17 protein-coding genes, 2 tRNA genes and 1 pseudogene are annotated in these 23916 nt (G+C 74.1%); 15 read left to right on the top strand and 5 right to left on the bottom strand.

The features are described from left to right. Positions 1 to 46 precede the first annotated feature (46 nt). Entirely contained in the window at positions 47 to 1144 is a 1098-nt protein-coding gene (locus ACWDR0_RS04625; protein ID WP_456350140.1) for a M48 family metallopeptidase, read from the bottom strand. A 345-nt stretch (positions 1145 to 1489) separates the two neighbouring features. Here ACWDR0_RS04625 and ACWDR0_RS04620 point away from each other — a divergent pair, with 345 nt between their 5' ends. The 6 genes from ACWDR0_RS04620 (at position 1490) to ACWDR0_RS04595 (ending at position 5674) form a co-directional block, all read left to right on the top strand. Next, positions 1490 to 1642, top strand: coding sequence for a hypothetical protein (locus tag ACWDR0_RS04620; RefSeq protein ID WP_456350139.1), 153 nt, complete (start codon positions 1490 to 1492; stop codon positions 1640 to 1642). A gap of 46 nt (positions 1643 to 1688) precedes the next feature. Continuing rightward, positions 1689 to 2333 (top strand): nicotinate-nucleotide adenylyltransferase, encoded by a 645-nt coding sequence (gene nadD, locus ACWDR0_RS04615; RefSeq protein WP_456350138.1) that lies wholly within the window; start codon positions 1689 to 1691, stop codon positions 2331 to 2333. Positions 2334 to 2352: 19 nt separating this feature from the next. After that, entirely contained in the window at positions 2353 to 4269 is a 1917-nt protein-coding gene (locus tag ACWDR0_RS04610) for a LytR C-terminal domain-containing protein (RefSeq protein WP_456350137.1), read from the top strand. Between the two features lie 156 nt (positions 4270 to 4425). Further along, on the top strand, positions 4426 to 4857 hold the full coding sequence (gene rsfS, locus ACWDR0_RS04605; RefSeq protein WP_456350136.1) for a ribosome silencing factor: 432 nt from the start codon (positions 4426 to 4428) through the stop codon (positions 4855 to 4857). Beyond that, a complete protein-coding gene (locus tag ACWDR0_RS04600) occupies positions 4854 to 5510 on the top strand; it encodes a histidine phosphatase family protein (RefSeq protein WP_456350173.1) in 657 nt (218 codons plus the stop codon). The genes rsfS and ACWDR0_RS04600 overlap by 4 nt, the downstream gene beginning before the upstream one ends. Positions 5511 to 5601: 91 nt before the next feature. Further along, positions 5602 to 5674, top strand: a tRNA-Ala gene (locus tag ACWDR0_RS04595). A gap of 161 nt (positions 5675 to 5835) precedes the next feature. On the opposite strand, the gene ACWDR0_RS04590 is transcribed toward ACWDR0_RS04595, so the two are convergent. Beyond that, entirely contained in the window at positions 5836 to 6759 is a 924-nt protein-coding gene (locus tag ACWDR0_RS04590) for a helix-turn-helix transcriptional regulator (protein ID WP_456350172.1), read from the bottom strand. Between the two features lie 111 nt (positions 6760 to 6870). Here ACWDR0_RS04590 and ACWDR0_RS04585 point away from each other — a divergent pair, with 111 nt between their 5' ends. The 3 genes from ACWDR0_RS04585 (at position 6871) to ACWDR0_RS04575 (ending at position 9047) form a co-directional block, all read left to right on the top strand. Then, complete coding sequence (locus ACWDR0_RS04585; RefSeq protein WP_456350135.1) at positions 6871 to 8349, top strand: MFS transporter; 1479 nt, start codon at positions 6871 to 6873, stop codon at positions 8347 to 8349. Positions 8350 to 8588: 239 nt separating this feature from the next. Continuing rightward, positions 8589 to 8822, top strand: a complete 234-nt coding sequence (locus ACWDR0_RS04580) for a hypothetical protein (protein WP_456350134.1) — start codon at positions 8589 to 8591, stop codon at positions 8820 to 8822. A gap of 152 nt (positions 8823 to 8974) precedes the next feature. Further along, positions 8975 to 9047, top strand: a tRNA-Ala gene (locus tag ACWDR0_RS04575). A 317-nt stretch (positions 9048 to 9364) separates the two neighbouring features. Here the strand turns inward: ACWDR0_RS04575 and ACWDR0_RS04570 are convergent. Together ACWDR0_RS04570 and ACWDR0_RS04565 are read right to left on the bottom strand one after the other, a co-directional pair. Beyond that, a complete protein-coding gene (locus ACWDR0_RS04570) occupies positions 9365 to 10957 on the bottom strand; it encodes a ferredoxin (protein WP_456350133.1) in 1593 nt (530 codons plus the stop codon). Next, a complete protein-coding gene (locus ACWDR0_RS04565; RefSeq protein ID WP_456350132.1) occupies positions 10954 to 12303 on the bottom strand; it encodes a hypothetical protein in 1350 nt (449 codons plus the stop codon). The genes ACWDR0_RS04570 and ACWDR0_RS04565 overlap by 4 nt, the downstream gene beginning before the upstream one ends. Positions 12304 to 12942: 639 nt before the next feature. Between ACWDR0_RS04565 and leuS the strand changes: the two genes are divergently transcribed. The 6 genes and pseudogenes from leuS (at position 12943) to ACWDR0_RS04535 (ending at position 23610) form a co-directional block, all read left to right on the top strand. Beyond that, entirely contained in the window at positions 12943 to 15819 is a 2877-nt protein-coding gene (gene leuS, locus ACWDR0_RS04560) for a leucine--tRNA ligase (RefSeq protein ID WP_456350131.1), read from the top strand. Between the two features lie 393 nt (positions 15820 to 16212). Further along, a complete protein-coding gene (locus tag ACWDR0_RS04555; protein ID WP_456350130.1) occupies positions 16213 to 17055 on the top strand; it encodes a hypothetical protein in 843 nt (280 codons plus the stop codon). A gap of 120 nt (positions 17056 to 17175) precedes the next feature. Further along, positions 17176 to 18021 carry a DegV family protein gene (locus tag ACWDR0_RS04550; RefSeq protein ID WP_456350129.1) on the top strand — a complete coding sequence of 282 codons (846 nt, stop codon included), beginning with the start codon at positions 17176 to 17178 and terminating at the stop codon, positions 18019 to 18021. Positions 18022 to 18685: 664 nt separating this feature from the next. Further along, a complete protein-coding gene (locus ACWDR0_RS04545; protein WP_456350128.1) occupies positions 18686 to 19456 on the top strand; it encodes a helix-hairpin-helix domain-containing protein in 771 nt (256 codons plus the stop codon). Continuing rightward, a pseudogene (locus tag ACWDR0_RS04540) lies at positions 19453 to 22203 on the top strand (ComEC/Rec2 family competence protein); the annotation flags it as partial. The gene ACWDR0_RS04545 and the pseudogene ACWDR0_RS04540, both read left to right, overlap by 4 nt. 588 nt (positions 22204 to 22791) lie before the next feature. Continuing rightward, complete coding sequence (locus tag ACWDR0_RS04535; RefSeq protein ID WP_456350171.1) at positions 22792 to 23610, top strand: arylamine N-acetyltransferase family protein; 819 nt, start codon at positions 22792 to 22794, stop codon at positions 23608 to 23610. Between the two features lie 56 nt (positions 23611 to 23666). Here the strand turns inward: ACWDR0_RS04535 and ACWDR0_RS04530 are convergent, their stop codons facing one another. After that, on the bottom strand, positions 23667 to 23915 hold the full coding sequence (locus ACWDR0_RS04530) for a hypothetical protein (protein WP_456350127.1): 249 nt from the start codon (positions 23913 to 23915) through the stop codon (positions 23667 to 23669). Between the last annotated feature and the right edge of the window lies 1 nt (position 23916).

The raw sequence follows: 23916 nt of genomic DNA, 5'->3' as shown, positions 1-23916 counted from the left end.
GGCACCGAACCGGGCCGGGCCGCCGCCCCGGACGGTCCCCGGAGGATCAGGCTCCGGAGCCGCCGCCCTCCCCGCCGGAGCCGGAACCGGAACCGGAGCCGGCTCCCGCGCCGCTGCCGTTCGCCCGGCCGCCGAACTTGTCGCGGAGCTTGCCGCCCAGGTCTCCCGCGCCGCCCGCGATATCGCCGACCAGCTTCATCAGCGGGTCCTTGCTGGTGCGCACGGTGTCCGCGTAGTGCGAGGCGGAGTCGCGGATGGAGTCGGTCACCGAGGTGTCCTTGTCCTCGTCGCGCCGCGGGTAGTGGCCGTCCATGATCCGCTGGTAGTCGCGGCTCTCGGCCCACTTCTTCAGCTCGGCCGCCCGAACGGTGGTGAACGGATGCGTACGCGGCAGCACGTTCATGATCTTGAGAACGGAGTCCCGGAGATCGCCGCCCGCCTCGTACTCCTCGGCCTGGCGGAGGAAGGCGTCCACGTTCATCTCGTGGAGATGGTTGCCGCCGGCGATCTTCATCAGACCCCGCATGGAGGCCTGGAGGTCCTGTCCCACCAACAGCCCCGCCCGGTCCGCGGACAGCTCCGACTTGCGGAACCACTCCCGCAGCGCGGTCACGATCGCCATGATCGCCACATTGCCCAGCGGTATCCAGGCGACCTTCAGCGCCAGGTTCGTCAGGAACAGCAGGATCGTGCGGTAGACGGAGTGGCCGGAGAGCGCGTGGCCCACCTCGTGGCCCACCACGGCCCGCATCTCCTCCTCGTCGAGCAGCTCCACCAGACCCGTCGTCACCACGATGATCGGCTCGTCGAGGCCGATGCACATCGCGTTGGGGCGGGGGTCCTGCGTCACATACATCGCGGGGACCTTCTCCAGGTCCAGGATGTAACACGCGTCCCGCAGCATGGCGTGCAGATGGGCGAACTGCTCGTCGCTCACCCGGACGGAGTCGGAGAGGAAGAGAAGCCGCAGACTGCGCTCCGGCAGCAGTCCGCTGAGCGCCTTGAAGACGGTGTCGAAACCGCTGAGCTTCCGCAGGGCGACCAGCGCCGAACGGTCCGCCGGGTGTTCGTAGGCCCGGGACGAGATCCCGGGGAACCGCCTGCGCTGCCTGCTCGGCACGTTGTCGTGACTGCTTTCGGTCATTCCGGCCCCCTGTGTAGCCCGATAGTGCTTTTCAGCCCGATGGTGCGGTGCGGCACGGCACTGCGGCCGCGCCGGTGTGCGGCTCGCCCCCGCGGCCCCAGCGTAGGCGCCGGCGCTCGGAGGCGGCCGGGCCTGTGGACAACTCCCGGCCCGGGCCCGTGTCCCCGTACCGGCCGGGTACTTTCCGGATACTGTGCACGGGCTCCGCCGCGGTCCGCCGACCCGCAGGACGGGCACCGCGACCATCACAACGACCGAGTCGCCGTGAGCGTGCCCGAGCCGCCCGCATACGATGTGTGCCCGAAGACCCTCAGCCCCGTTCCCGATCGATAGGTCTCGCCGAAGATGAGCCTCACCGGTACCTCCGCCGCCGCCCTGGTCCCCCTGGCCGAAGGCGGTGGCCACGAAAGCCTCAGCCCCCTGCTCGTCGGCGGCCTCGCCCTGGTCGGGCTGCTGCTCCTGCTCTTCATCACCATCAGCTTCAACCGCGACCGCTGAGTCTCGCCGGGCGTCTCGTACGCACGTGCCAGTAGGCTCTGCACGCATGGGACAGCACGAAGTACAGGCGGGCACCGCGCCCGGAGTGCCGGGCGGCGGTCCCGCCAGGCGGCGACTCGGCGTCATGGGCGGGACGTTCGACCCGGTTCACCACGGTCACCTGGTGGCCGCCAGTGAGGTGGCCGCCCTGTTCCACCTCGACGAGGTCGTCTTCGTGCCCACGGGGCAGCCGTGGCAGAAGACCCACAAGGCCGTCTCACCGGCCGAGGACCGCTACCTCATGACGGTGATCGCGACGGCCTCCAACCCCCAGTTCTCGGTGAGCCGGATCGACGTCGACCGCCCCGGGCCGACGTACACCATCGATACACTCCGGGATCTGCGGAACCTCAACGAGGACACCGACCTCTTCTTCATCACCGGCGCCGACGCGCTCTCCCAGATCCTGGGCTGGCGCGACGCGACGGAGCTGTTCTCGCTCGCGCATTTCATCGGGGTCACCCGCCCCGGCCACGATCTGACGGACGACGGACTGCCGGAAGGCAGGGTCTCCCTGGTCGAGGTGCCGGCCCTGGCGATCTCCTCCACCGACTGCCGGGCGAGGGTCGCCAAGGGGGACCCGGTCTGGTATCTCGTACCCGACGGTGTCGTGCGCTACATCGACAAGCGCCAGTTGTACCGCGGTCAGTGAGCCCGGAGAGGGGACACCGGTGAACGACCAGCAGAATCCGTACGAGGCTTATCCGCCGCAGCCGCAGATCATCGGCTACGACGCGTACGGGCAGCCGGTCTACCAGCAGCCCCAGCAGTCTCACGAGGCCCAGCAGCCCGCCGAGTCGGCACCGTACGAGCCCTACGAGCCCCGCGAACCGTACGAGCAGTCGTACGGGCAGCCGGAGCAGGGATACGGACACTCGGGGCAGGAGTACGGACAGGAGTACCGGCAGGAGTACGGGCAGCCGTACCGCCAGGACTCCTACGACCGCCAGGAGTCCTACGACCCGTATCCCCCGCAGTCCCCCGGGACCGGGGCCCATCAGGAGTACGGCGGCTACGAACCGCCCCCCGGGGCCGGGCCGGACCCGGAGCCGTACTCCCCGTACGGGCCGGACGGGACCGGCGGACAGCAGCCCTACGGCCGGGCCCCCGCTCATGCCCCCGGCCACGGCTCCCGCGACCAGGAGGGCTACGGCGGGGAGGAGTACGGCTACGACACCGGCGGCCTGCCGACGGCCGTCGACACCACCGGGCAGTGGACCGTCCCCGCGCAGCACCCGGCCCCCGCGGCCGAATCCGGACCCGCCCCGGACGGGTCGCCCGACGGCGCCGGACCGGCCACCGCCCTCCCCGGGCAGCGCCGTACCGAGGCGGAACCGCCCGGCGGCCGTGACTACCGCACCGAGCAGTTCGCGTTCATCGCGGAGCCCGACGAGGAGTCCGAAGACGTCATCGACTGGCTGAAGTTCACCGAGAGCCGCTCCGAGCGGCGCGAGGAGGCCAAGCGGCGGGGCCGCAACAGGGTGGTCGCCCTGGGCGTCGCCCTGGCACTGGTGGTGCTGGCGGGCATCGGCTGGATCGTCTCGGCGACCCTGTCGGACGGGGAGAAGAAGAGCGTCTCCGCCGGGGCCCAGAAGCGCGACGTCATCGTGGTCCATCTGCACAACACCAAGAAGAAGGGCACCTCGACGGCCCTCCTCGTGGACAACGTCACCACCGGCCGGGGCACCACCGTCCTGCTCCCCAACGCCCTCTCCGTCGCCGGTGACAGCGGCACCGCCACCACCCTCGGCAAATCCGTCGACGACGACGGCACCGCCGGTACCCGGGAGGCCGTCGGCACCCTCCTCGGCGCCCGTATCAGCGGCACCTGGCGGCTCGACACCCCCTTCCTGGAGAGCCTCGTCGACCTCGTCGGCAATATCGACCTCACCACCGACGCCGAGGTGCCCGGCGCGGGCAAGGGCGCCGCCCCCCTGGTGAAGAAGGGCGAGAACCAGACCCTCAACGGCCGGTCCGCCGTCGCCTACGCCACCCATCTCGCCGCCGGTGAGCCGGAGTCCAAGCAACTCCACCGGTTCGGCCAGGTGATGCAGGGCGTACTGAAGAAGTTCCCGAGCGACGCCGAATCCGCGACCGTCACCGTCGAGACCCTGGGCCAGATCCTCGACCCCTCGCTCTCCGAGAAGGACCTCGGCGCCTCCCTCGCCAAGCTCGCCGACCACGCCAAGGGCGGCGACTACGCCACGGCCCTGCTCCCCATCCAGCCCGACGGACGCCCCACCGAGCAGGCCATCACCCAGATCGTCAAGGACGTCCTCGGCGGCTCCGTCGGCGGCGGCGCGAAGGACGAGGCGGTCCGGGTCGGCATCAAGAACGCCACCGGCAAACCGGCGGCCGCCGAGAGCGCCCGCGTCGCCCTGGGCAACGGCGGCTACAACGTCGTCGACGGCGGCAAGGCGGACACGGCGAACACCTCGACGGTGACCTACGGTGACGACGCCCGCAAGGAAGAGGCCACCGAGATCGCCAAGACCCTCGGGCTCCCCGCGTCCGCCGTGAAGAAGGGCACCCCGGCAGCCAACGCCGATGTCGCCGTCGTCCTCGGCGGTGACTACAGGACCGGCTGAGCCGAGCCTGCGGAACCGGCCCGGCACGGCCCCGTCGCACCCCCCTCGGGAGCGGCGGGGCCGGGTGCTTCCCGGGGGTGCCCGGAAACCCGGGAGGGGACGGCGGCGGTCCGTGAGACCCTTGTCTGGTACACGACCGCCGACGAAAGCCAGCCAGTGACCGCTACCGAGCGCTCCGTCGAGCTCGTCAACGCCGCCGCCCAGGCGGCCGCCGACAGGCTCGCGCACGACATCATCGCCTACGACGTCAGCGATGTGCTGTCCATCACCGACGCCTTCCTGATCGCCTCCGCTCCCAACGACCGCCAGGTCAAGTCGATCGTCGACGAGATCGAGGAGCGGCTGCTCAAGGACCTGGGCGCCAAGCCGGTCCGCCGCGAGGGCGACCGCGACGCCCGCTGGATCCTGCTGGACTACGTCGACATCGTGGTCCACGTCCAGCACAGCGAGGAGCGTGTCTTCTACGCCCTGGAGCGGCTCTGGAAGGACTGCCCCGAGCTGCCCCTCCCCGAGGACGCGGTGAAGACCCGCGGCAAGGGCAAGGAGCACGCGGAGCTGACCGGCGGTGCGGACGGTGAGCTGAACTGAACGAGGACGCCTACAAGCGCACCGGCCGCCGTCTCGTCCTGTGGCGGCACGGCCAGACCTCCTGGAATCTGGAGCGCCGCTTCCAGGGCACCACGGACATCGCGCTCACCGAGACCGGAATCTCCCAGGCCCGCCGGGCCGCCCGGCTGCTGGCCTCCCTGAAGCCGGACGCGATCATCGCCTCCGATCTGAAGCGGGCCGCCGCCACCGCCGGTGAGCTGGCCGAGGTCACCGGGCTCGACGTCACCTACGACGAGGGCCTGCGGGAGACGTACGCCGGTGTCTGGCAGGGGCTGACCCACCAGGAGATCATCGAGCGCTACAGCGAGCAGTACGCGGCCTGGAAGCGCGGCGAACCCGTGCGCCGGGGCGGCGGCGAGCTGGAGACCGAGGTGGCCGACCGTGCCGCCCCGGTCGTCCTCCACCATGCCGAGAAGATCCCGGCGGACGGCACGCTGGTCGTCGTCAGCCACGGCGGCACCATCCGGACCACCATCGGCCGGCTCCTCGGTCTGGAGTCCGGCCACTGGGAGAGCCTCGGCGGCCTCTCCAACTGCTGCTGGTCCGTCCTCGGTGAGGGCGCGCGCGGCTGGCGGCTGCTGGAGCACAACGCGGGCACCCTCCCGGAGCCCGTCCTCGGCGACGACACCTGAGCCGTCCCCGGCTCCGCCCCCGGATTTCCCTTTCCGGCAGGTCGCAGGCTAAAGTTCTTCTTGTTCGAAGCGCCGAGCGCGAAGAACACCAGGGGCTATAGCTCAGTTGGTAGAGCGCCTGCATGGCATGCAGGAGGTCAGGAGTTCAATTCTCCTTAGCTCCACAGCCCGGAACCCCGTCCTCTTCCCGAGGGCGGGGTTTTCTGCTTCTCCGCTTCTCCGCTTCCCTGTGTCTCCCGGGCGCCGGGTTTCGGCGGCTCCGGATCTTCACGTCTCGGGGCGCCGGGTTTCGGGTCCGCCGGGCCCGGGGGGTTCTTTCCCGGGCTCAGAGCCGGTGGAGGTCACCGAGACGGCGGGCGCTCTCCTCGTCCCCCGCGGAGTAGACGACCATCCGGCACTCCGGCAGTCCGTTGATCTCCATCGACACCGACGACATCCGCATCTCGCCCACGGCCGGATGCCGGAACACCTTCACCCGGGGCCCCGGGTGGACCACGTTCCCGCTCCGCCACAGCTCGGCGAAGTGTCCGCTGGCCCGGGACAGCTCACGGACGAACGACTCCCAGGCGGGATCGCCCACATGGCGCCCGTACGCCGCCCGGAACTGCGCCACCATCAGCGGCAGCTCCACCTCCGGATGACGCACCGGGCAGTCGGCCGTGCCCGCCGCCTCGAACAGCGTCCACAGCACGTTCTTCCGCCCCGGTCCCCGGAACAGCCCGGTCATGAAGAGCCGGTCGTAGCTGTCGTTGGCGGCCAGCAGGTCGTACCGGGAGTTGTAGACCACGGCCGGCCGCGGGACCAGGGCGTCGAGGATGGACCGGACCTCCGGGCCCACCCCGTCGGTCTCCCCGCCGCCGCCCGCGCCGGGCGGCTGCTCGTACGGCACCTTCGCCAGATGGTAGAGGTGCTCCCGCTCCGACGCGTCCAGCCGGAGCGTCCGCGCGACCGCGTTCAGCACCTGCGGCGAGGCGTTGATCGGCCGCCCCTGCTCCAGCCAGGTGTACCAGGTCACCCCGACTCCGGAGAGCTGGGCCACCTCCTCCCGGCGCAGCCCGGGAGTGCGCCGCCGCAGGCCCGGGGGCATCCCCACATCGGCGGGCGTCACCCGGGCCCGGCGGCTGCGGAGGAACGCCGCCAGCTCCGGTCTGCGGCGGCAGCCCCGGCCTCCGCCGCTCCCGTCGCCGTGCTTCCCGGGACCGCCCGCCGCGGCTTCGGGCGCGGTGTCCGCCGTACCTCTGGTCGTCATCGCCGTCACGCCCCCATCGTCGGTGTCCGCGGCGCCCGCTGCCAGGTGGTGCCGGTACCAGGATCGGCGGGCTCTCACTCCCCGTATCCCGCCGGGTCCAGCCTCGGAAGCATGTCGACGACCTCCTCCCGGCTTTCCGCCCCGCCGCTCTCCGGTAAACCCCCGGCTACCGACAGGGCCACCGGCAGCGGCACCGGCCGCCCCGGAGCGCTGCTGGCACTGGTGCTCGCGGCCCAGTTCATGGCGCTCCTCGATATCTTCGTGGTCCATGTGGCCGCCCCCACGATCCGTACCGAATTCGGTGCCTCCGGGGCCCGGTTGCAGCTCGTCGTCGCCGGATACACCGTGGCGTACGCGGTCCTGCTGATCACCGGGGCCCGGCTGGGCGAACTCGTCGGCCACCGCCGGGCCTGGCTCGCCGGACTCGCGCTCTTCACCGCCGCGTCCCTGGCCTGCGGTCTGGCCGCGGGGACCGGACAGCTGATCGCCTTCCGGCTGGTCCAGGGCGCGGGCGCGGCCCTGCTGATTCCGCAGGTGCTGAGCCTGATCCAGCGCAACTTCGCGGGCGAGGCCAGGGTGCGGGCGCTCGGCGCCTACTCGGCGGTGCTGGCCGTCGGGGCGGTCGCCGGTCTGGTGGCGGGCGGTCTGCTGGTCTCCGCAGACCTCTTCGGCCTGGGCTGGCGGCCGGTGTTCCTGGTCAATGTGCCGATCGGGGCGGTCCTGCTGGTGGTGGGCGCCCGGGTGCTGCCCCGGGACCGGCCCGCCGGGCGGGCCCGCGGCCTCGACCTCCCCGGTCTGCTCCTCTTCGCGGCCGTGGTCGGACTGTTCACTGTGCCGCTGGTCCTCGGCCAGGAGTACGGCTGGCCGGTCTGGACCTGGTCGAGCCTGGCCGCCGCCGCCCTGCTCCTCGGGCTGTTCCTGGGGTACGAGACCCGGCTCGCCCGCCGCGGCGGCGCCCCGCTGATCGCCCCCCGGGTGCTGCGGATCCCCGGCCTGGGCACGGCCGCCGCCCGGATCGCCCTGGCCATGGCGGTCAACGCGGGCTGCGTCTTCGCCCTCACCCTGCACCTCCAGAGCGGGCTGGGATACGGCGCCCTGCGCGCCGGGCTGACGGCGCTGCCCACCGCGGTGGCCTTCGGGGTGGTCGGGCTGGGCTGGCGCAGACTGCCCGCGCGGCTGCAATCCGGCCTGGTCCCGGCCGGATTCGTGGTCACGGCCGCCGCCCTGGTGGCCGCCGGCCTGCTGCTCCGGGACGGCGACGGCGCAGGACTCCCGCTCCACGCCGCCCTGGCCTTCCTCGGGGCCGGTCTCGCCGCCGCGTACGGCCCGGCGCTCGCCGGTGCGCTGGCGACGGTCCGCGCCGCGGACGCGGCGGACGCCAGCGGGCTGCTCGTGACGGTGACCCAGCTCGGTCAGGTCGTCGGGGTCGCGGCCTTCGGATCGCTCTTCCTCGGCCGTCGGGCCGCGGTCGACCCGGCCGGTGCGGCAGGCGCGGCGGGCTCCGCCGAGGCGTGGTGGTGGACCGCCGTGGCACTGGCCACCGCCGCCGCGGCCGGCGCCCTGGCAGGTCTCGTACGCAAACGCTCCTGACCCGGATCGGGCTGTCGTGGCAGAATCGGACGGCCGGACGGGACACCGGCCAGTACGGGAAGGAGCGCACGATGTCCGCCAGCACGAGCCAGGACGCCTTGCCCCCGCTCGCGGCACCGGACATACGCGTGATCCTCAGTCGCCCGTCCTGCGGTTCGGCGCATGCGGCCCGGGTCCCCGGCGGCAATGGTGGAGTCTCTTACGTGTGCACGTCCTGCCGCCACAACCGGAACTGACTGATGGGTGCACACAGGCGTAAATGCGACTGGTGCGGCCGTGGTACGCCCATCGTCCGCGACATGGACCCGATCAACCCCGAGTACCAGTACTGGTGCGAGGAGTGTGCGAGAGCGCTGATCATAAAAGGCGATCCGATCGAGACGTACCGCGAGCTGGAGGGCGAGCCGATCTACGGACGGCTGCTCGACGAGCACTGCACCCTGAAACGCTTCTACTCCTTCGCCACGGCGTAGGAAGCTCCCCGCCTCCCGCCCTTCGTGCCACCGCCCCCGCCGGTCTCCGGACGGGGGCGGTTATGGATTTGGTGATGCGGGCGGGAGGGCGTTAATGTTGTCCACGTCGCCGCGGCACGGAGAAAGAAACCGGACCGGACGACATCTCGCAAGGGGCTATAGCTCAGTTGGTAGAGCGCCTGCATGGCATGCAGGAGGTCAGGAGTTCAATTCTCCTTAGCTCCACTCCACATCGGATGATCCCGCCAGGACCGCAAGGTCCGGCGGGATTTCTGTTTCTCCGGCGGCTTTTCCCGTGCTGTCCGGCAGTGTCCCGGCGGGCGGCTCTCCGGCGGTTTCACATCGGGTGGCTCTCCGGCGGTTTCCCGGCGGCGGTGCCGGGCGCCCGGTGCCGGACCGGGGCCCGGGTGCCGGACCGGGCGGATCCCCGGCCGACACCGGGCCGGGGCCCGGGCCGCCCGGACCGGCACCAGCCGGTAGTCGGCGGCTCCGATCGGACCGGCGATCGGCACCGGCCGCTCCGGGCCGGAGCCGGCCCCGGCTCAGCTCCGGCCGCTGTCCAGGGCCCGGCGGCCGCCGCCGGACGGCAGGGCGGGCCGGTCCGTACCCGGTGCGGGCAGCGGGGTCCGCTCGATGCGCATCGCGAGAGCGGGACAGCGGCGTACCGCGCGCTGGGCCCGTCCGCGCAGATGGACCGGGACGACGGCGTCGGCGACCGAGGGATAGCCGTCCGGGCTGATCCGGATCAGCTCGGGGACGATGTCCGCACAGAGCCCGTGCCCCTGGCAGAGCGTCCAGTCGATCAGCACCTTCTCCCCGCTCGGTACCGACTCCCCGGCCTCCCGGTAGCCGGGGAGGGGGAGCGGCAGCACACCCGCCGTCTCCCGGCCGCAGCCGCCGTGCAGGACATGCGCGGCCAGATCGTCCGTGAAGGCGGAGAGCACGGAGCCGAAGAACCGCGCCGAACCGTCGGGGTGCTTGCAGGCGCCGCGGCCCTGCACGGCCCGGGTGACCTCGCGCAGCGCCTCCAGCGCCGCCGGTCCGCCGCCGCCGATCACATCGGCCAGCCCGCCGGCCGCCGCGGGCAGCCCGAGTCTGCACGGGCCGCACTGCCCCGCGGTCTCGGCGGCCAGCCAGTTCGCGACCCGCAGCGCCTCGCCGAGGGGGCAGGTCCCGGGGCCGAGGGGCAGGATCGCGCCCGCGCCGAGGGAGCCGCCGACGGCGGCCAATGACGCGCGCGACACCACCGCCTCCCCGGCGGCCGTCCCGTCGATCCAGTTCCCGTGGTAGCCGCCGGTGAGCACTCCCTGCGGCAGCGGCGGGGCGCCCGCCAGCCCGAGGACGTAGCGCAGCGGCACCCCCGTCGGCACCTCGACCACCATGGGGCGGGCCACCGCGCCGGAGAGCGTCAGCAGGACCGTGCCCGGTTCGTCGTCCGTACCGGAGCGGCGGAAGCGGCCGGCCCCGAGCCGGGCGGCCACCGCGAGCTGCGCAAACGTTTCGGCGTTGGACAGCAGGGTCGGTGCGCCGCCGACTCCGGTATCGGCCGCCCGGGCCCGCCGGCCCGGGGGCAGGGCGGGGCCGCCGTTGACCGCCCGGATCACGGCGGACGCCTCGCCCGAGACCATGCGCTCGGGGGTGCGGACGATCCGGGCGCGCAGCGACGGCCCCCGGCGGTCGGTGAGGCCGCGTTCGGCCAGGGCGGCCCGTACCGAGATCTCGGTGGAGTTACGGGTGACGGCCACCACCAGGGTCCGGGCGCCGAGCGCTTCGGCGGCCAGCAGCGCGCCGTCCAGGACGAGATGCGGTGCCCGGTTGAGGAGAACGGTGTCCTTGCGGCAGGCGGGTTCCCCCTCGCTGCCGTTGACCACGACGACGGGCCGTACGCCCCGGCGGATCGCGGCCGCGGCGACGGACCGGAGCTTCCGCCCGAAGGGGAAGCCCGCGCCGCCGCGGCCGCGCAGACCGGTCTCCTCGGCGAGCCGGGCCAGCAGTTCGCCGGTGACGGGGGCCAGCGGGCCGTGCACCTTCAGATGCATCGGCAGGTCGAGCCGGTCGACGAGATCGAAGCCCTGGGTCAGCTGGGGCATGCCGACGACGCGTACCTCGGGGACGTCGGGGAGCGGAATGTTCACGTCCGGTCTCCTGCGGGGGTGCTCCACGGCTCACCGGGGCGGGGCGGGAAGAGGCCGGGCACGGTACGGGGGGTGTGGTGGTCCCGGGTACCGGACACCGCCCCTCTTCCCGTCCCCGTCTCCGCCGCGGTTCCGGGCCCGTCGGCGGGTCCGGTCCCGTATCCGGCGCCGTCCCGGCCGCGCGGGCGGGAGACCGCGTCGTAGGCGGCCCGGAACCCGGCGCCGGGGACCGGCTCGGTGCCCGTCACCGGCGCCGCGAAGGCATGGGAGGTGTCCTGCGCCGCGTACCGGGGCACCGGCTCCGGGACGGGGGCCGGAGGCACCGGCTGCGGGCGTGGCGGTGCCGGGGCGTGGGCCGGGCGCGGCGGGGGCTCGTACAGCGGGGCTTCGTACAGCGGGGGGAACGGCGGCGGCAGCATCGGCGGCGGGGGGCCGGCGCCGGTGAGGGCGCCGCCCGGGAGGTACCCGGAGCCGCTCTCCGGCTCCGGGAGATGCCGGGAACCGGCGGGCGGCCCGACCTCCGCCGTACCCGCCGCCGTGTTCCGGAACCCGCCGTCCGGTACGTCTCCGGCCAACCTTCCGCCGTTCGGTACGTCCCCGGCCGGCCTTCCGCCGCCCGGGTCCGCCGGGGCCGTACCGTCCGCCGTGAGCAGCGCCACCCGGGCCGCCAGCCGCCGCCGGACGGGCCGCGGCAGCAGCCGCAGCGATACGGCGCCCCCGACCGCCACCAGCGCCAGGCAGTACAGCGCGACGACCCAGCCCGCGGCCGGGCGCCCGGCGAACAGCCCGTGGATCAGCGCCGCGCACCAGGCGGGGTAGGCCAGCATGTGCAGGGCCCGCCAGCGTCCGGCGACCCCGGGGCGGCCCGCGAGGACGCTGCGCAGCGCCCCCGTGGCGGCCACCACCACCATCAGCAGTCCGGCGAGCGAACCGAAGCCGATGAGCCCCTCCGTACCGGTGAATCCGAGGCCGAAGGGGATCAGCGCGCCGACCGCGCCCACATGGCCGAGGGCCGTTTTCACGCTCGCGTGGAGCACCAGGAAACCCAGCGCGGCCGCCGCGGTCGCCCGGTGCACGGCCTGGGCGACGAGACGGTGGCGGGGGGAGAGCAGCAGCCGGTCGGTGGCGAGCAGCCCCCAGGCCACCGCGGCGGTGAGTGCGAGAAGCGCCAGGACTCCGGTGGTGAAGTCGAGCGCCTCGCGGAGGCCGTCGCCACCGGCGACGACGATCACGGGAAGGAGCGCGAACGCCCCGGCGAGCAGCCCTCCCCTGACCGCGGGGCCCGCTTCCGGTCCGGGGCCGGAGCCCGGCCCCGGGGACGAACGGCTCTTGCGGTGTGGCTTCATGGGGCAACTCCGAGGGTGAGGAGGCGGTCCCGTTGACGCATGCTAGGTGGCCCCGTACCGGGAGGTGCGGCACTTTCGGGGTTTCGGGGTTTCGAGAACGGAACCGCGGGCAGGGGCCGTGCCGTTCCGCCGGGACGCACCCCGGGGAAGCGACGACGCCCTCGCACCGGGGCGGGCCGCGGACGGCCGTACGATCTTCATGCCGTTAGATACGGCGCCCGCTTCCGCTTGTCTCGACTCCGGGGCGGCCGCTTCGGAGGTTCTCTCCTTCCCCCGCCGTTCCCGCTCCCCGGCTTCCCGCTGCTTCTTCCCGGCCGCCGCGGCCCGGTCCGCCCACCCCGGTCCCGTACCGCCTACCACCTCGGTCCTGTACCGCCCGCCGCCCCGGTCCCGTACCGCCCACCACCTCGGATCCCGCGCGCGGCGCCGAGGCCCCCTGCGGTACCCTGACGCCATGCGTGCCGTACGCCTTCTGCTTAGCGGGCCGCGCTGATCAGTCCCGACGGATGAGAATTCCGGTCGGAATCGGCGCGGCGGTCCCCTCCTGTGCGAGGGGTCCTTTTGTTTCACGGGCCCCGGGCCCCGGCCGGGCGCCCTTTCCGAACGCTGGGCAGAGACACCGATGGAGCTTTGAAGACCATGAGCGAGACGAATCCCGCAGTTCCCGCCGGTTCGGCCGGCGGCGACACGGCCGCGCCGCACCGGTACACCGCCGCCCTGGCCGCGGAGATCGAGGCGCGCTGGCAGGACGTCTGGGAGGCCGAGGGCACCTACGAGGCCCCGAACCCGGTGGGCGAGCTGGCGGGCGACCCCGAGATCGTCGCCCGGCCCAAGAAGTTCATCATGGACATGTTCCCGTACCCCTCCGGCGCGGGCCTGCACGTCGGCCACCCCCTCGGGTACATCGCCACCGACGTCTACGCCCGCCACCAGCGGATGACCGGCCACAACGTCCTGCACACCCTGGGCTTCGACGCGTTCGGCCTGCCCGCCGAGCAGCACGCCGTCGCCACCGGCACCCACCCGCGGGTGTCGACCGAGGCGGCCATGGACAACATGAAGCGGCAGCTGCGCCGGCTGGGCCTGGGCCACGACCAGCGCCGGTCGGTCGCCACGATCGACCCCGCGTACTACCGCTGGACCCAGTGGATCTTCCTGCAGATCTTCAACTCCTGGTACGACGAGAAGGCGGACCGGGCCCGTCCGATCGCCGAGCTGATCGGCGAGTTCGAGGCCGGACGCGCGGTCCCCGGCACGGACCGCGCCTGGGCGGAGCTGAGCCCCGCCGAGCGGGCCGACGTCCTGAGCGGCTTCCGGCTGGCGTACGCCTCGGAGTCCCCGGTCAACTGGTGCCCCGGTCTGGGCACCGTGCTGGCCAACGAGGAGGTCACCGCCGACGGCCGGTCCGAGCGCGGCAACTTCCCGGTCTTCAAGGCCAAGCTGCGCCAGTGGAACATGCGGATCACCGCCTACGCGGACCGGCTGCTGAACGACCTGGACGGGCTGGACTGGCCCGAGGCCATCAAGCTGCAGCAGCGGAACTGGATCGGCCGGTCCGAGGGTGCCCGGCTGGACTTCCCCGTCGAAGGCCACGACGGCGAGCGGATCACCGTCTTCACCACCCGCCCCGACACCCTGTTCGGCGCCACCTACATGGTCCTGGCGCCCGAGCACGGACTGATCGACTCCATCCTGCCCGCCGAGTGGCCCCAGGGGGTCAAGGAGGCCTGGACCGGCGGCGCCGCGACGCCCGCCGAGGCCGTGACCGCCTACCGCAAGCAGGCGCAGAGCAAGAGCGACGTCGAGCGGCAGACCGAGCACAAGGACAAGACCGGCGTCTTTACGGGTGCGTATGCCGTGAACCCGGTCACCGGCACCCGGGTCCCGGTCTTCGTCGCCGACTACGTCCTGATGGGATACGGCACCGGCGCCATCATGGCGGTCCCCGGCCAGGACGAGCGCGACTGGGAGTTCGCCGAGGCCTTCGAGCTGCCGATCATCCGGACCGTACGTCCGCCGGAGGGCTGGGAGGGCGAGGCGTACACCGGCCAGGGCCCCGCCATCAACTCCGCCAACGACCGGATCTCCCTGGACGGACTGGACGTCGTCGAGGCCAAGTCCCGGATGATCGCCTGGCTGGCCGAGGAGGGCATCGGCGAGGGGACGATCAACTTCCGGCTGCGCGACTGGCTGTTCAGCCGGCAGCGCTACTGGGGCGAGCCGTTCCCGATCGTGTACGACGAGGACGGCGTCGCACACGCGCTGCCGGAGTCGATGCTGCCGCTGGAGCTGCCGGAGATCGACGACTACTCGCCGCGCACCTTCGACCCGGACGACGCCGACACCGAGCCCGAGACCCCGCTGTCGCGCAACGAGGAGTGGGTGCATGTCACCCTCGACCTGGGCGACGGGCCGCGCCGGTACCGCCGCGAGACCAACACCATGCCCAACTGGGCCGGTTCCTGCTGGTACGAGCTGCGCTATCTGGACCCGCGCAACGAGGAGCGGCTGGTCGACCCGGCCGTCGAGCAGTACTGGATGGGCCCGCGCGAGGGCGTGCCGCACGGCGGCGTCGACCTGTACGTGGGCGGCGCGGAGCACGCCGTACTGCACCTGCTGTACGCGCGCTTCTGGTCCAAGGTGCTGTACGACCTGGGCCATGTCTCCTCCGCGGAGCCGTTCCACCGGCTGTTCAACCAGGGCATGATCCAGGCGTACGTCTACCGCGACGGCCGCGGCTTCCCGGTCCCCGCGACCGAGGTCGAGGAGCGCGACGGCGGCTTCTGGTACCAGGGCGAGCCGGTCAAGCGCGAACTGGGCAAGATGGGCAAGTCCCTGAAGAACGCCGTCACCCCGGACGAGATCTGCGCCGAGTACGGTGCCGACACCCTGCGCCTGTACGAGATGGCGATGGGGCCGCTGGACGTCTCCCGGCCCTGGGACACCCGGGCCGTGGTCGGCCAGTACCGGCTGCTGCAGCGGCTGTGGCGCAATATCGTCGACGAGTCGACGGGCGAGACCACGGTCGTCGACGGGCCGGAGACCGACGAGTCCGTGCTGCGTGCGCTGCACAAGGCCGTCGACGGGGCCGGGCAGGACCTGGCGGGGCTGCGCTTCAACACCGCCATCGCCAAGATCACCGAGCTGAACAACGCGCTGACGAAGGCCGGCCGGCCGCTGACGCGCGATATCGCGGAGGCGCTGGTCCTGCTGGTCGCGCCGCTGGCGCCGCATGTCGCGGAGGAGCTGTGGCGCAAGCTGGGGCACCAGGACTCCGTGGTGCACCGCGCGTTCCCGGTGGCCGACCCGGCGTATCTGGTGGACGAGGCCGTGACCTGTGTCGTCCAGCTCAAGGGCAAGGTGAAGGCACGGCTGGAGGTGCCGCCGTCGATCTCCGACGAGGAGCTGGAGGCGCTGGCCCTGGCCGACCCGGCGGTGGTGGCCGCGCTGGACGGCGCGGGCATCCGCAAGGTGATCGTCCGGGCGCCGAAGCTGGTCAACATCGTTCCCGCGTGAGGCTCCTGAGACTTCCGGACGCGTCCGGAGGTTTCAGGATGTTCCGGATGGTTCGCCATAGTCCGGCATAGTCCGGGATGGTCCGGGATGTTCAGGCAGGTTCGGGGACGCTCAGTGGCTCTCGGGATGGTTTCCCGGGCGGAGTGATGCTCCCGGGGACCGTGTGACGGTTCCCGGGGGTGTTCCCGCGCTGCTCGGGGTCTTCCCTTAAGGGCAGGTCGAGGGTTCCGCTGGAACCCTCGGCCTGCCTGCTCCGTTTACCGTGGAGACATCACCCGCGCACCGACCGTGGCGCGCGGCACCATCACCGATACCGAGCGTGGGACCGTGGCACCGGGGAGACGGTGCCCGCTCCCGCGCACCACCTCCGAGGCCGAAGGCGAAGGGCTGCTCATGGAAGCCGCGATTCTGATTCTGGCGCTGCTTTTCGTTGCCCTCGTCGCTGTGGGGGCGTACGCAGGCGTGAAGGCGGTGCGCGCCGCCAAGCGCGGGGTCGAGCGTACGGTCACCCAGGCCCGCCGGACCGTCGAGGACACCACGCTGCGGGCCAAGAGCCTCGGCCAGGTCGGGGTTCCCGGTGAGCTGGCGCAGCTCCGGCTGGGGCTGCGGACGTCGATGCGGGCCACCCAGGACGCCCTGCGGGCCGGTGTCGCCGAGGACGCCTCGCTGACGGAGTCCCTCGCCCTCTTCGACCGGCTCAGCGCCCACGGCCACGAACTCGACGAGGAGCTGCGCAGGCTGGAGCGGGAGCCGGACCGGGCGACCGTCTCGGCCAAGCTGCCGGACCTGCGGGAGCGGGTGGAGAAGATCGTCCACTCGGCCGAGTCGCTGCGCTGGGCCGCGCGGGACCGGGCCCAGCGGTTCGCGGCCGACGACCTGGACACGCTGAGTGCCCAGATCGACATGGAGGCGGGCGCCCTGCGGCACTGGACGGACGGCGCGGAGCCGGATGCGTCGGCGTCGTCCGCGGGCGCGTCGCCGACCGCTGCCACGGCGCCCGGGGTGCCCGGCGCGTCCCATCCGTACGAGCGGACCGCGTCCCACCCCTATGAGCGGGCCGAGCGGGCCGGTGAGCAGTCCGCTGAGCGGTCGGGCGAGCGGTCCGCGAGCGAGGCGGAAGCCACCGGGGCCGCCGCGGCGGCGGACGAGCAGGGCCCGCGGGCGATCACGGCGCGCGATCCGCGGCTGGAGCAGTACCCCTGGCAGAAGAGCGCCCGTCCGGAGACCACCAACTGAGCCGCGGGGGCCGTGAGCCGGGGCCCGGAGACGATGTGCCGGGGGCCGGCCACAGCGGACCGCGACGGGGAACCGGGGCCGGGCTGCCCTTGTCCGGCGGCGACCGGTAACCTCCCGCTCATGTCCCGCCATGTCGCGATCATCACCGATTCAACGGCCTATCTGCCACGGTCGGCGGTGGAGCGGCACCACATCGTCACCGTGCCGCTGACAGTGGTCCTGGGCGACCAGGCGCTGGAGGAGGGGACGGAGATCTCCGCCAGGTCGCTGGCACAGGCCCTTCAGAAGCGGCGTTCGGTCACCACGTCCCGGCCCAGCCCCGAAGTGTTCGCCGCGACCTATCGGGCCGCGGCGGAAGCCGGGGCGGCGGGCATCGTCTCCCTCCATCTCTCCGCCGAACTCTCCGGCACCTACGACGCCGCCGTGCTGGCCGCCCGCGATGCCCCGGTACCGGTGCGCGTGGTGGACACCGGGATGATCGCGATGGCGCTCGGATTCTGTGCCCTGGCCGCGGCCGAGACCGCGGAAGCCGGGGGGACGCTCGACGAGACGGTGGCGGCGGCCGAGAAGCGCGCGGCGGGCACATCCGCCTATTTCTATGTCGACACCCTCGACTACCTGCGGCGCGGCGGGCGGATCGGGGCGGCCCAGGCGCTGCTCGGTTCGGCGCTCGCGGTGAAGCCGCTGCTGCAACTCGACGGCGGGCGGATCGAGATGCTGGAGAAGGTGCGGACGGCGTCCAAGGCGATCGCCCGGCTGGAGGAGCTGACGGTCGCCTGCGCCGGAGCGGGCGGTGTGGATATCGCCGTCCACCATCTCGCCGCCCCGGAACGGGCGTCGGCGCTGGCCGAGAAGTTGCGGGAGCGGGTACCGGGGCTCGGGCAGTTGCATGTGAGCGAGGTCGGCGCGGTGATCGGAGCACATACGGGGCCGGGTCTGCTGGGGGCCGTGGTCTCGGTCCGCTGAACGGCCGGGCCGGGGTGGCGGTTCACTCCCCGGAGTGAGGGAGTTTTCCACAACGGGAGGGTTGTCCACGGGATTTACCCGGCTTGAGCGGGATCCGTGAAGTGTGCCTACCGTCGAGTGCATGGTTCTTCGATCACGCTCCGCGACAAGTGGGCCGGGCCGTGCTCCGGCGTCCGACCGCCGGGCCCGGGCCGCCCGGCGGCCCGGGGCCGTGCCGAGGCAGGGCGGGGGAGCGGGCCCCGGGCCCGGCAGGGGTGGCCGTCGGCTACGACCGGTGGGAGTGGGGGCGCGGGGGGCGCCGCCCGCGCCGGGCGCGGGTTCCCCTCCCGGTCCTGATGCCGTCCCTGGTCCTGGTCCTGACTCCGGTTCCGGCCCCGGTCCTGGCCTCGGTCCTGTTCCCGGTGCCGATCCGGATTTCGGTGCCGGTGGCGGTCCGGGTGGTGACTCCGGTACCGGACCGGGTGCCGGAACCGGGCCCGGGCGTGATGCCCTTGCCGGGCCCGCGGCCGGTTCCCGGCCCGGAACCGGCCTGGGTCACGGTGCCGGACCTGGAGCTGGACCTGAACGTGGACCCGGTGCCGGTGCCGGTGCCGGGGGCCGGACGGAGGCGCCCGTGCGGCGGCCGGGCCGGGCCGTGTTGGCGGACGAGGGGGCCGTGGGCGGGGTGTCCGCGCGACCGGACACCGCGGACACCGCGGAGGCCGCGAGGAGCGGTGCGCGCGGGGCCGCCCGCGCCGATGGCGCGCTCCGGCTGGCGGGGCTCGCCGTGCGGGAGCGGCTCCCGCTCTGGGTGCAGCTCCGGTGCGGCCTCGAACCCCGCACGCTGGCCGCGCTCTCCGTCGTCCTGGTCGTCGCCGCAGTCCTTGCCGCCCTGCACTTCTGGACCGGCCGGCCGCAGAGTGTGCGCCCGCCCGAAACCCTGGCGCAGGGCGCGGCCCCGAGCCGGGCACCGGTCGCCGGAGGTGTGCCGTCCCCCGCCGGGCGCCGGGTGGTGGTCGACGTCAGCGGGAAGGTGCACCGTCCGGGGGTGCTCAGGCTCCCCGAAGGCGCCCGGGTCGCCGATGCGCTGACCGCCGCCGGGGGAGTGAAGGCGGGCACCGATGTGACGGCGCTGAACCGCGCCCGGGTGCTGATCGACGGCGAGCACGTGGTGGTCGGGGCGCTTCCGCAGGCGGCCGCGGCGGCGCCCGGAGCGGCTTCCGGCGGGCTGCCTGCCGCCCCTGCTGCCCCCGCCGCGCCCGGCGGGCCGGTCGGGCTGAACACGGCCACCGTGGAGCAACTGGACACCCTGCCCGGGGTCGGGCCGGTGCTGGCCCGGCACATCGTGGAGTACCGCACCCGCAGCGGTGGTTTCCGCTCCGTCGACGAGCTGCGCGAGGTCGACGGCATCGGCGAGCGGCGGTTCGCCGAGCTGCGGACGCTGGTGCGGCCATGAGCGGGCCGCCCGCGGCCCGGCGGCAGGCGGTCCATGCCGCGTCCGGACACCGGCTGGGAGCCGCCGACCCCCGTCAGGAGGGACCTGCCGATCTGCGGCTGGTGGTCCCGGCCGCCGCGGCCTGGGCGGCCGCCGCCCTGGCCGTCGGTGCCCCGCCCCGGTGGACGGCCGCCGCGGTGGCGGTCTGCGTGGTCTGCGCGGCCCTGCTGCTGGCCCCGGTGGTTGTTCCGCCGTTACGGAACCGGGGCGGGTGCGCCCGGGCGGTCCCGGCCGGGCGGAGCGCCCACCGGGTCCGGCCGCGGCGGGAGCCGGGAAGGCCGGCGGGCAGGGCGGCGGTGACCGGCCGGGGCGCCCCGACCCTGTGGCGCCGCGCCCGGAGCGGCTTCCGGCGGGCTGCTCCTGACGGTGATCCGGCCCGGTCGGGTCACCGGGCCGGCGGCGGCCCGGATGGCGCGGGCCCGGGCGGGAATCCGGGCGGGGGGCACGGTGGGCGGCGGGGGCTCAACGCCGTGGCATGCGCGGCGGTTCTGCTCTGCGCGGCGGCGGGCGCCTCCGCCGCCGGTCTGCACACCGCCGAGCTGCGCCGGGGACCGGTGCCCGGTCTCGCCGAGCGGTACGCCACGGTGACCGCCGAGGCCACGGTGGTGTCCGATCCCCGGGTCACGGTCTCCCGGGGCCGGAGCGGGGGGTGGGGGAGCACGGTGGTGGTGATCGGTGTCGACATCACCCGGGTCGCCGGTGCCGGAGGGAGGGCCACCGCGACGCGGACACCGGTTCTGCTGATCGTCCGCCCCGCGGCCGGCCCCCGGCACCTCGCGCGCTGGCAGGGGCTGCTGCCGTCGACCCGCCTCGCCCTGACCGGCCGGCTTTCACCGGCCGTCAGCCGGGGCGACACCTTCGCGGCCGTACTGCGGGTCACCGGTCGCCCGCCGCAGGTCACCGGCCCGCCGACGGCGGTGCAGCGGACCGCCGGGCGGCTCCGGGCCGGGCTGCGCGAGGCGACCGACGGCCTGCCGCCGGATGCCCGGGCCCTGGTGCCGGGGATCACCGTGGGCGATACGTCCCGGCTCACCCCGGAGCTGCGCAAGGCGTTCGAAGTCACCGATCTGACCCATGTACTGGCCGTCTCGGGCAGCAACCTCACCATCGTGCTGGTGCTGCTCATCGGGCCGCCGGGCCGGGCCGGGCGGGTCGAGCGCGGCGGTCTCGCCCCCCGGCTGGGCATCACCCTCCGCGGCACGGCCCTCGCCGGAGGTGGGCTCACCCTGGCCTTCGTCGTGGTGTGCCGGCCCGAGCCCAGCGTGCTGAGGGCGGCGGCCTGCGGCGCCCTCACCCTGCTCGCGATCGGCACCGGGCGGCGGCGGTCGCTCGTCCCCGCCCTCGCCGCGGCCGTGCTGCTGCTGGTGCTGTACGACCCGCTGCTCGCCCGGAACTACGGCTTCGTGCTCTCCGTCCTGGCCACCGGCGCCCTGCTGCTGATCGCCCCCGGCTGGAGCGCCGCACTGCGCCGCCGCGGAGTGCCGCCGAGGCTCGCCGAAGTGCTCGCCGTATCGGCGGCTGCGCAGGCGGTGTCCGCGCCGGTGGTCGCGATCTTCACGGCGAAAGTCAGCCTGGTCTCCGTCCCCTGCAATCTGGCCGTCGAGCTGGCGACCGCCCCCGCCACGGTCCTCGGATTCGCCGCGCTGGCCACGGCGACGGTGTCGATACCGGCCGCCGTCGCCCCGGCCACGGCGGCGGGCTGGTTCGCCCGGTGGATCGCGGCGGTCGCCCGGGGCGGAGCCGCACTGCCCGGGGCGCAGACCGACTGGCCGGGAGGCTGGCAGGGCGGGCTGCTGCTGGCCGCCGCGGGAGCCCTGGCCGTACTCCTGATCCGCGGGCTCTCGCACCGTCCGTGGGCGGCGGCCGCCGTCGCCGTGGTGCTGCTCTGCGCCGTCGTCCGGCCCGCGCCGCTGGCCCGGGTGCTGTCCGGCTGGCCGCCGCCCGGCTGGGACCTGGTGATATGCGATGTCGGCCAGGGGGACGCGATGGTGCTGGCGGCCGGGCCGGGCGCCGCCGTGGTCGTGGACACGGGCCCCGATCCGGAGGCCGTCGACCGCTGTCTCCGGGAGCTGGGGATCAACCGGGTGCCGCTGGTGGTGCTCACCCACTTCCACGCCGACCATGTCCGGGGGCTGCCCGGGGTGCTGCGCGGCCGGGCGGTCGGCGCCGTACAGACCACCGTCCTCGACCGGCCGCCCACCCAGGCGGCCTTCGTCCGCCGCGCCGCGGCCGCGGCCGGTATCCCCTTGGACCGGGCCCGCCTCGGCGAGCGGCGCCGGGCCGGACCGCTGGAGTGGCGGGTCCTGTGGCCGGACCCCGGCCCCGGGCCGTGGCCCGCCCCCGCCGAGGCCAACGACGCCAGTGTGACCCTGCTGGTCCGGATCGCCGGCGGCCCCGTGCTGCTGCTGCTCGGGGATCTGGAGCCCCCCGCGCAGCGGGCGCTGCTGAGGTCCCGGCCCGTGCTGGGGGAGGTCGATGTGGTCAAGGTGGCCCACCACGGGTCCGCGCACCAGGACCCGGGTCTGCTGAGGTCGGTGCGTCCAGCGTTCGCCCTGATCTCGGCGGGCCGGGACAACGGGTACGGACACCCCGCGCCGCGGACGGTGGCCGCGTACCGGGAGCTGGGCGCGGTGGTGCTGCGCACCGACGAGGACGGCGATGTCGCGGTGTCCGGCACGGGCCGCGGACTGCGTGCCGCGATCCGCGGCGGGCGCCGCCGGGCCGGACCGCGCCGCCCGGGAACCGGGCGGTGGTCCCCGGCTCCGGGGAGGGGCCGCACGCCCCCTCCCGGGGCCGTCGCGGGACCCCTCCCGAGCTCGTCGCGGGCCGGAATCCCGGCCGGGGCGCGCGTCCTACCGGGCGGGCTCCCACGGGTGCCGGGCGGCATCCTCCCGCTCCTCACCGGCCGGGCACCGGATGCGGCCCGCGGCCCGTCCGGCGACGAGCGGACGCGCCGTGCCCCGTTCGCCCGCGCACCCCCCGCCCGCCCCCGCGCCCGCGCCCGCACCCGGTTCTGCTCCCGCCCCCGCAGTCGGAGGCGACGCAGTACGCGGCACTCGGCCCGGCCGCCGGGAACACCGCCGCGGGGTGGCGGGCCCGGGCCACGGGCCGTGGGATTCCGCCGGTGGGCGCCCGGCGGCGGCCGGGGAGACAGCGCCCGGGCGTGCCCGGGCCGGTGGGCGGAGAACGGCCCCGGTCGCCGGGCCCACGTCGTACGGCCCGCGGGGCTCGGTCTTTGGAACCAGGCCGGGGCCGGGACCGTGCTCCGGAGCGGGGGAGCGGGTCACACTGGGCGCATGGATGCCTACCTCCGCCGTATCGGCGCCGCCGTACCGGATCGCGCGGACGCCGCGGCCCTGCGGGAACTACAGGTGCGCCATCTGCGGAGCGTTCCCTTCGAGAACCTCGCCGTACATCTCGGCGAGGGCATCGTGCTGGACGAGAAGCGGTTGGTGGACAAGGTCGTATCGGCCGGCCGGGGCGGTATCTGCTACGAGCTCAACGGTGCCTTCGCCGCGTTGCTGCGCCGTCTCGGTTTCCGGGTTCAGCTGCTTCAGGCCCGGGTCTTCGGCGAGGACGGCACCCTCGGTATCCCGTACGACCACCTCGCCCTTCTCGTCGAGACGGATCACGGCGCCGGGCGCTGGCTGGCGGACGTCGGCTTCGGGGAGCATGCCCGTCATCCGCTCGCCTTCGACCTGCGGGAGGAGCAGCGGGACCCCGCGGGGACCTTCCGGATCGTCCCGGCCGGCCGGGACGCCCACGGGGACCTGGACCTCCTGCGGGACGGCAAACCCCAGTACCGGCTGGAGACCCGGCCGCGCGTCCTGGCGGACTTCCGGGCCGGTGCCTGGTGGCACAGCACCTCGCCCGAGTCCCACTTCACCCGCTCCCTGGTCTGCTCCCGGCTCACCGACGACGGCCGGACCACCCTCAGCGGGCGCAAGCTGGTCACCACCCGCGGCGGCGAGCGCCACGAGGAGCTGCTCCCGGACGACGCGGCCGTGCTGGCCGCCTACCGCGACCACTTCGGGATCACCCTGGACCGGCTCCCCGCCGACCCCCGGGGCGGTGCGGACGACACCGGAGCCGCCGGCGGTCCGGGCGGGGCCTGAGCGCCGCCCGGCGGGTCCGGGTGCATCGGGGTTGGGCGGGCGGCCCGGGGCGGGCGTCAGCGGGGCGGCTCCAGCCAGCCCTCGTACTCGGCGGCGAACGCGTCGAGAGCGCCCGGGTCGAGCCGGTCCGCGGGATCCTCCACGACGACCAGCCACTGGGCGTCCTCCGCGTCGTCCTCGCCCGCGAGGGCGTCCCGCACCAACTGGGGCTCCTCGGTCACCCCGAAGCGGTCGGCCAGCTCCTCCGCGACCTCCTCGGCGGTATCGCGGTCCGGCAGTACCAGCACATGTCGTCCCTCACTCACC

The organism is Streptomyces sp. NPDC003691 (genome assembly GCF_053981115.1).
Note: the sequence above shows the minus strand (reverse complement) of the source record. Positions and strands in the feature narration are given on the sequence as shown.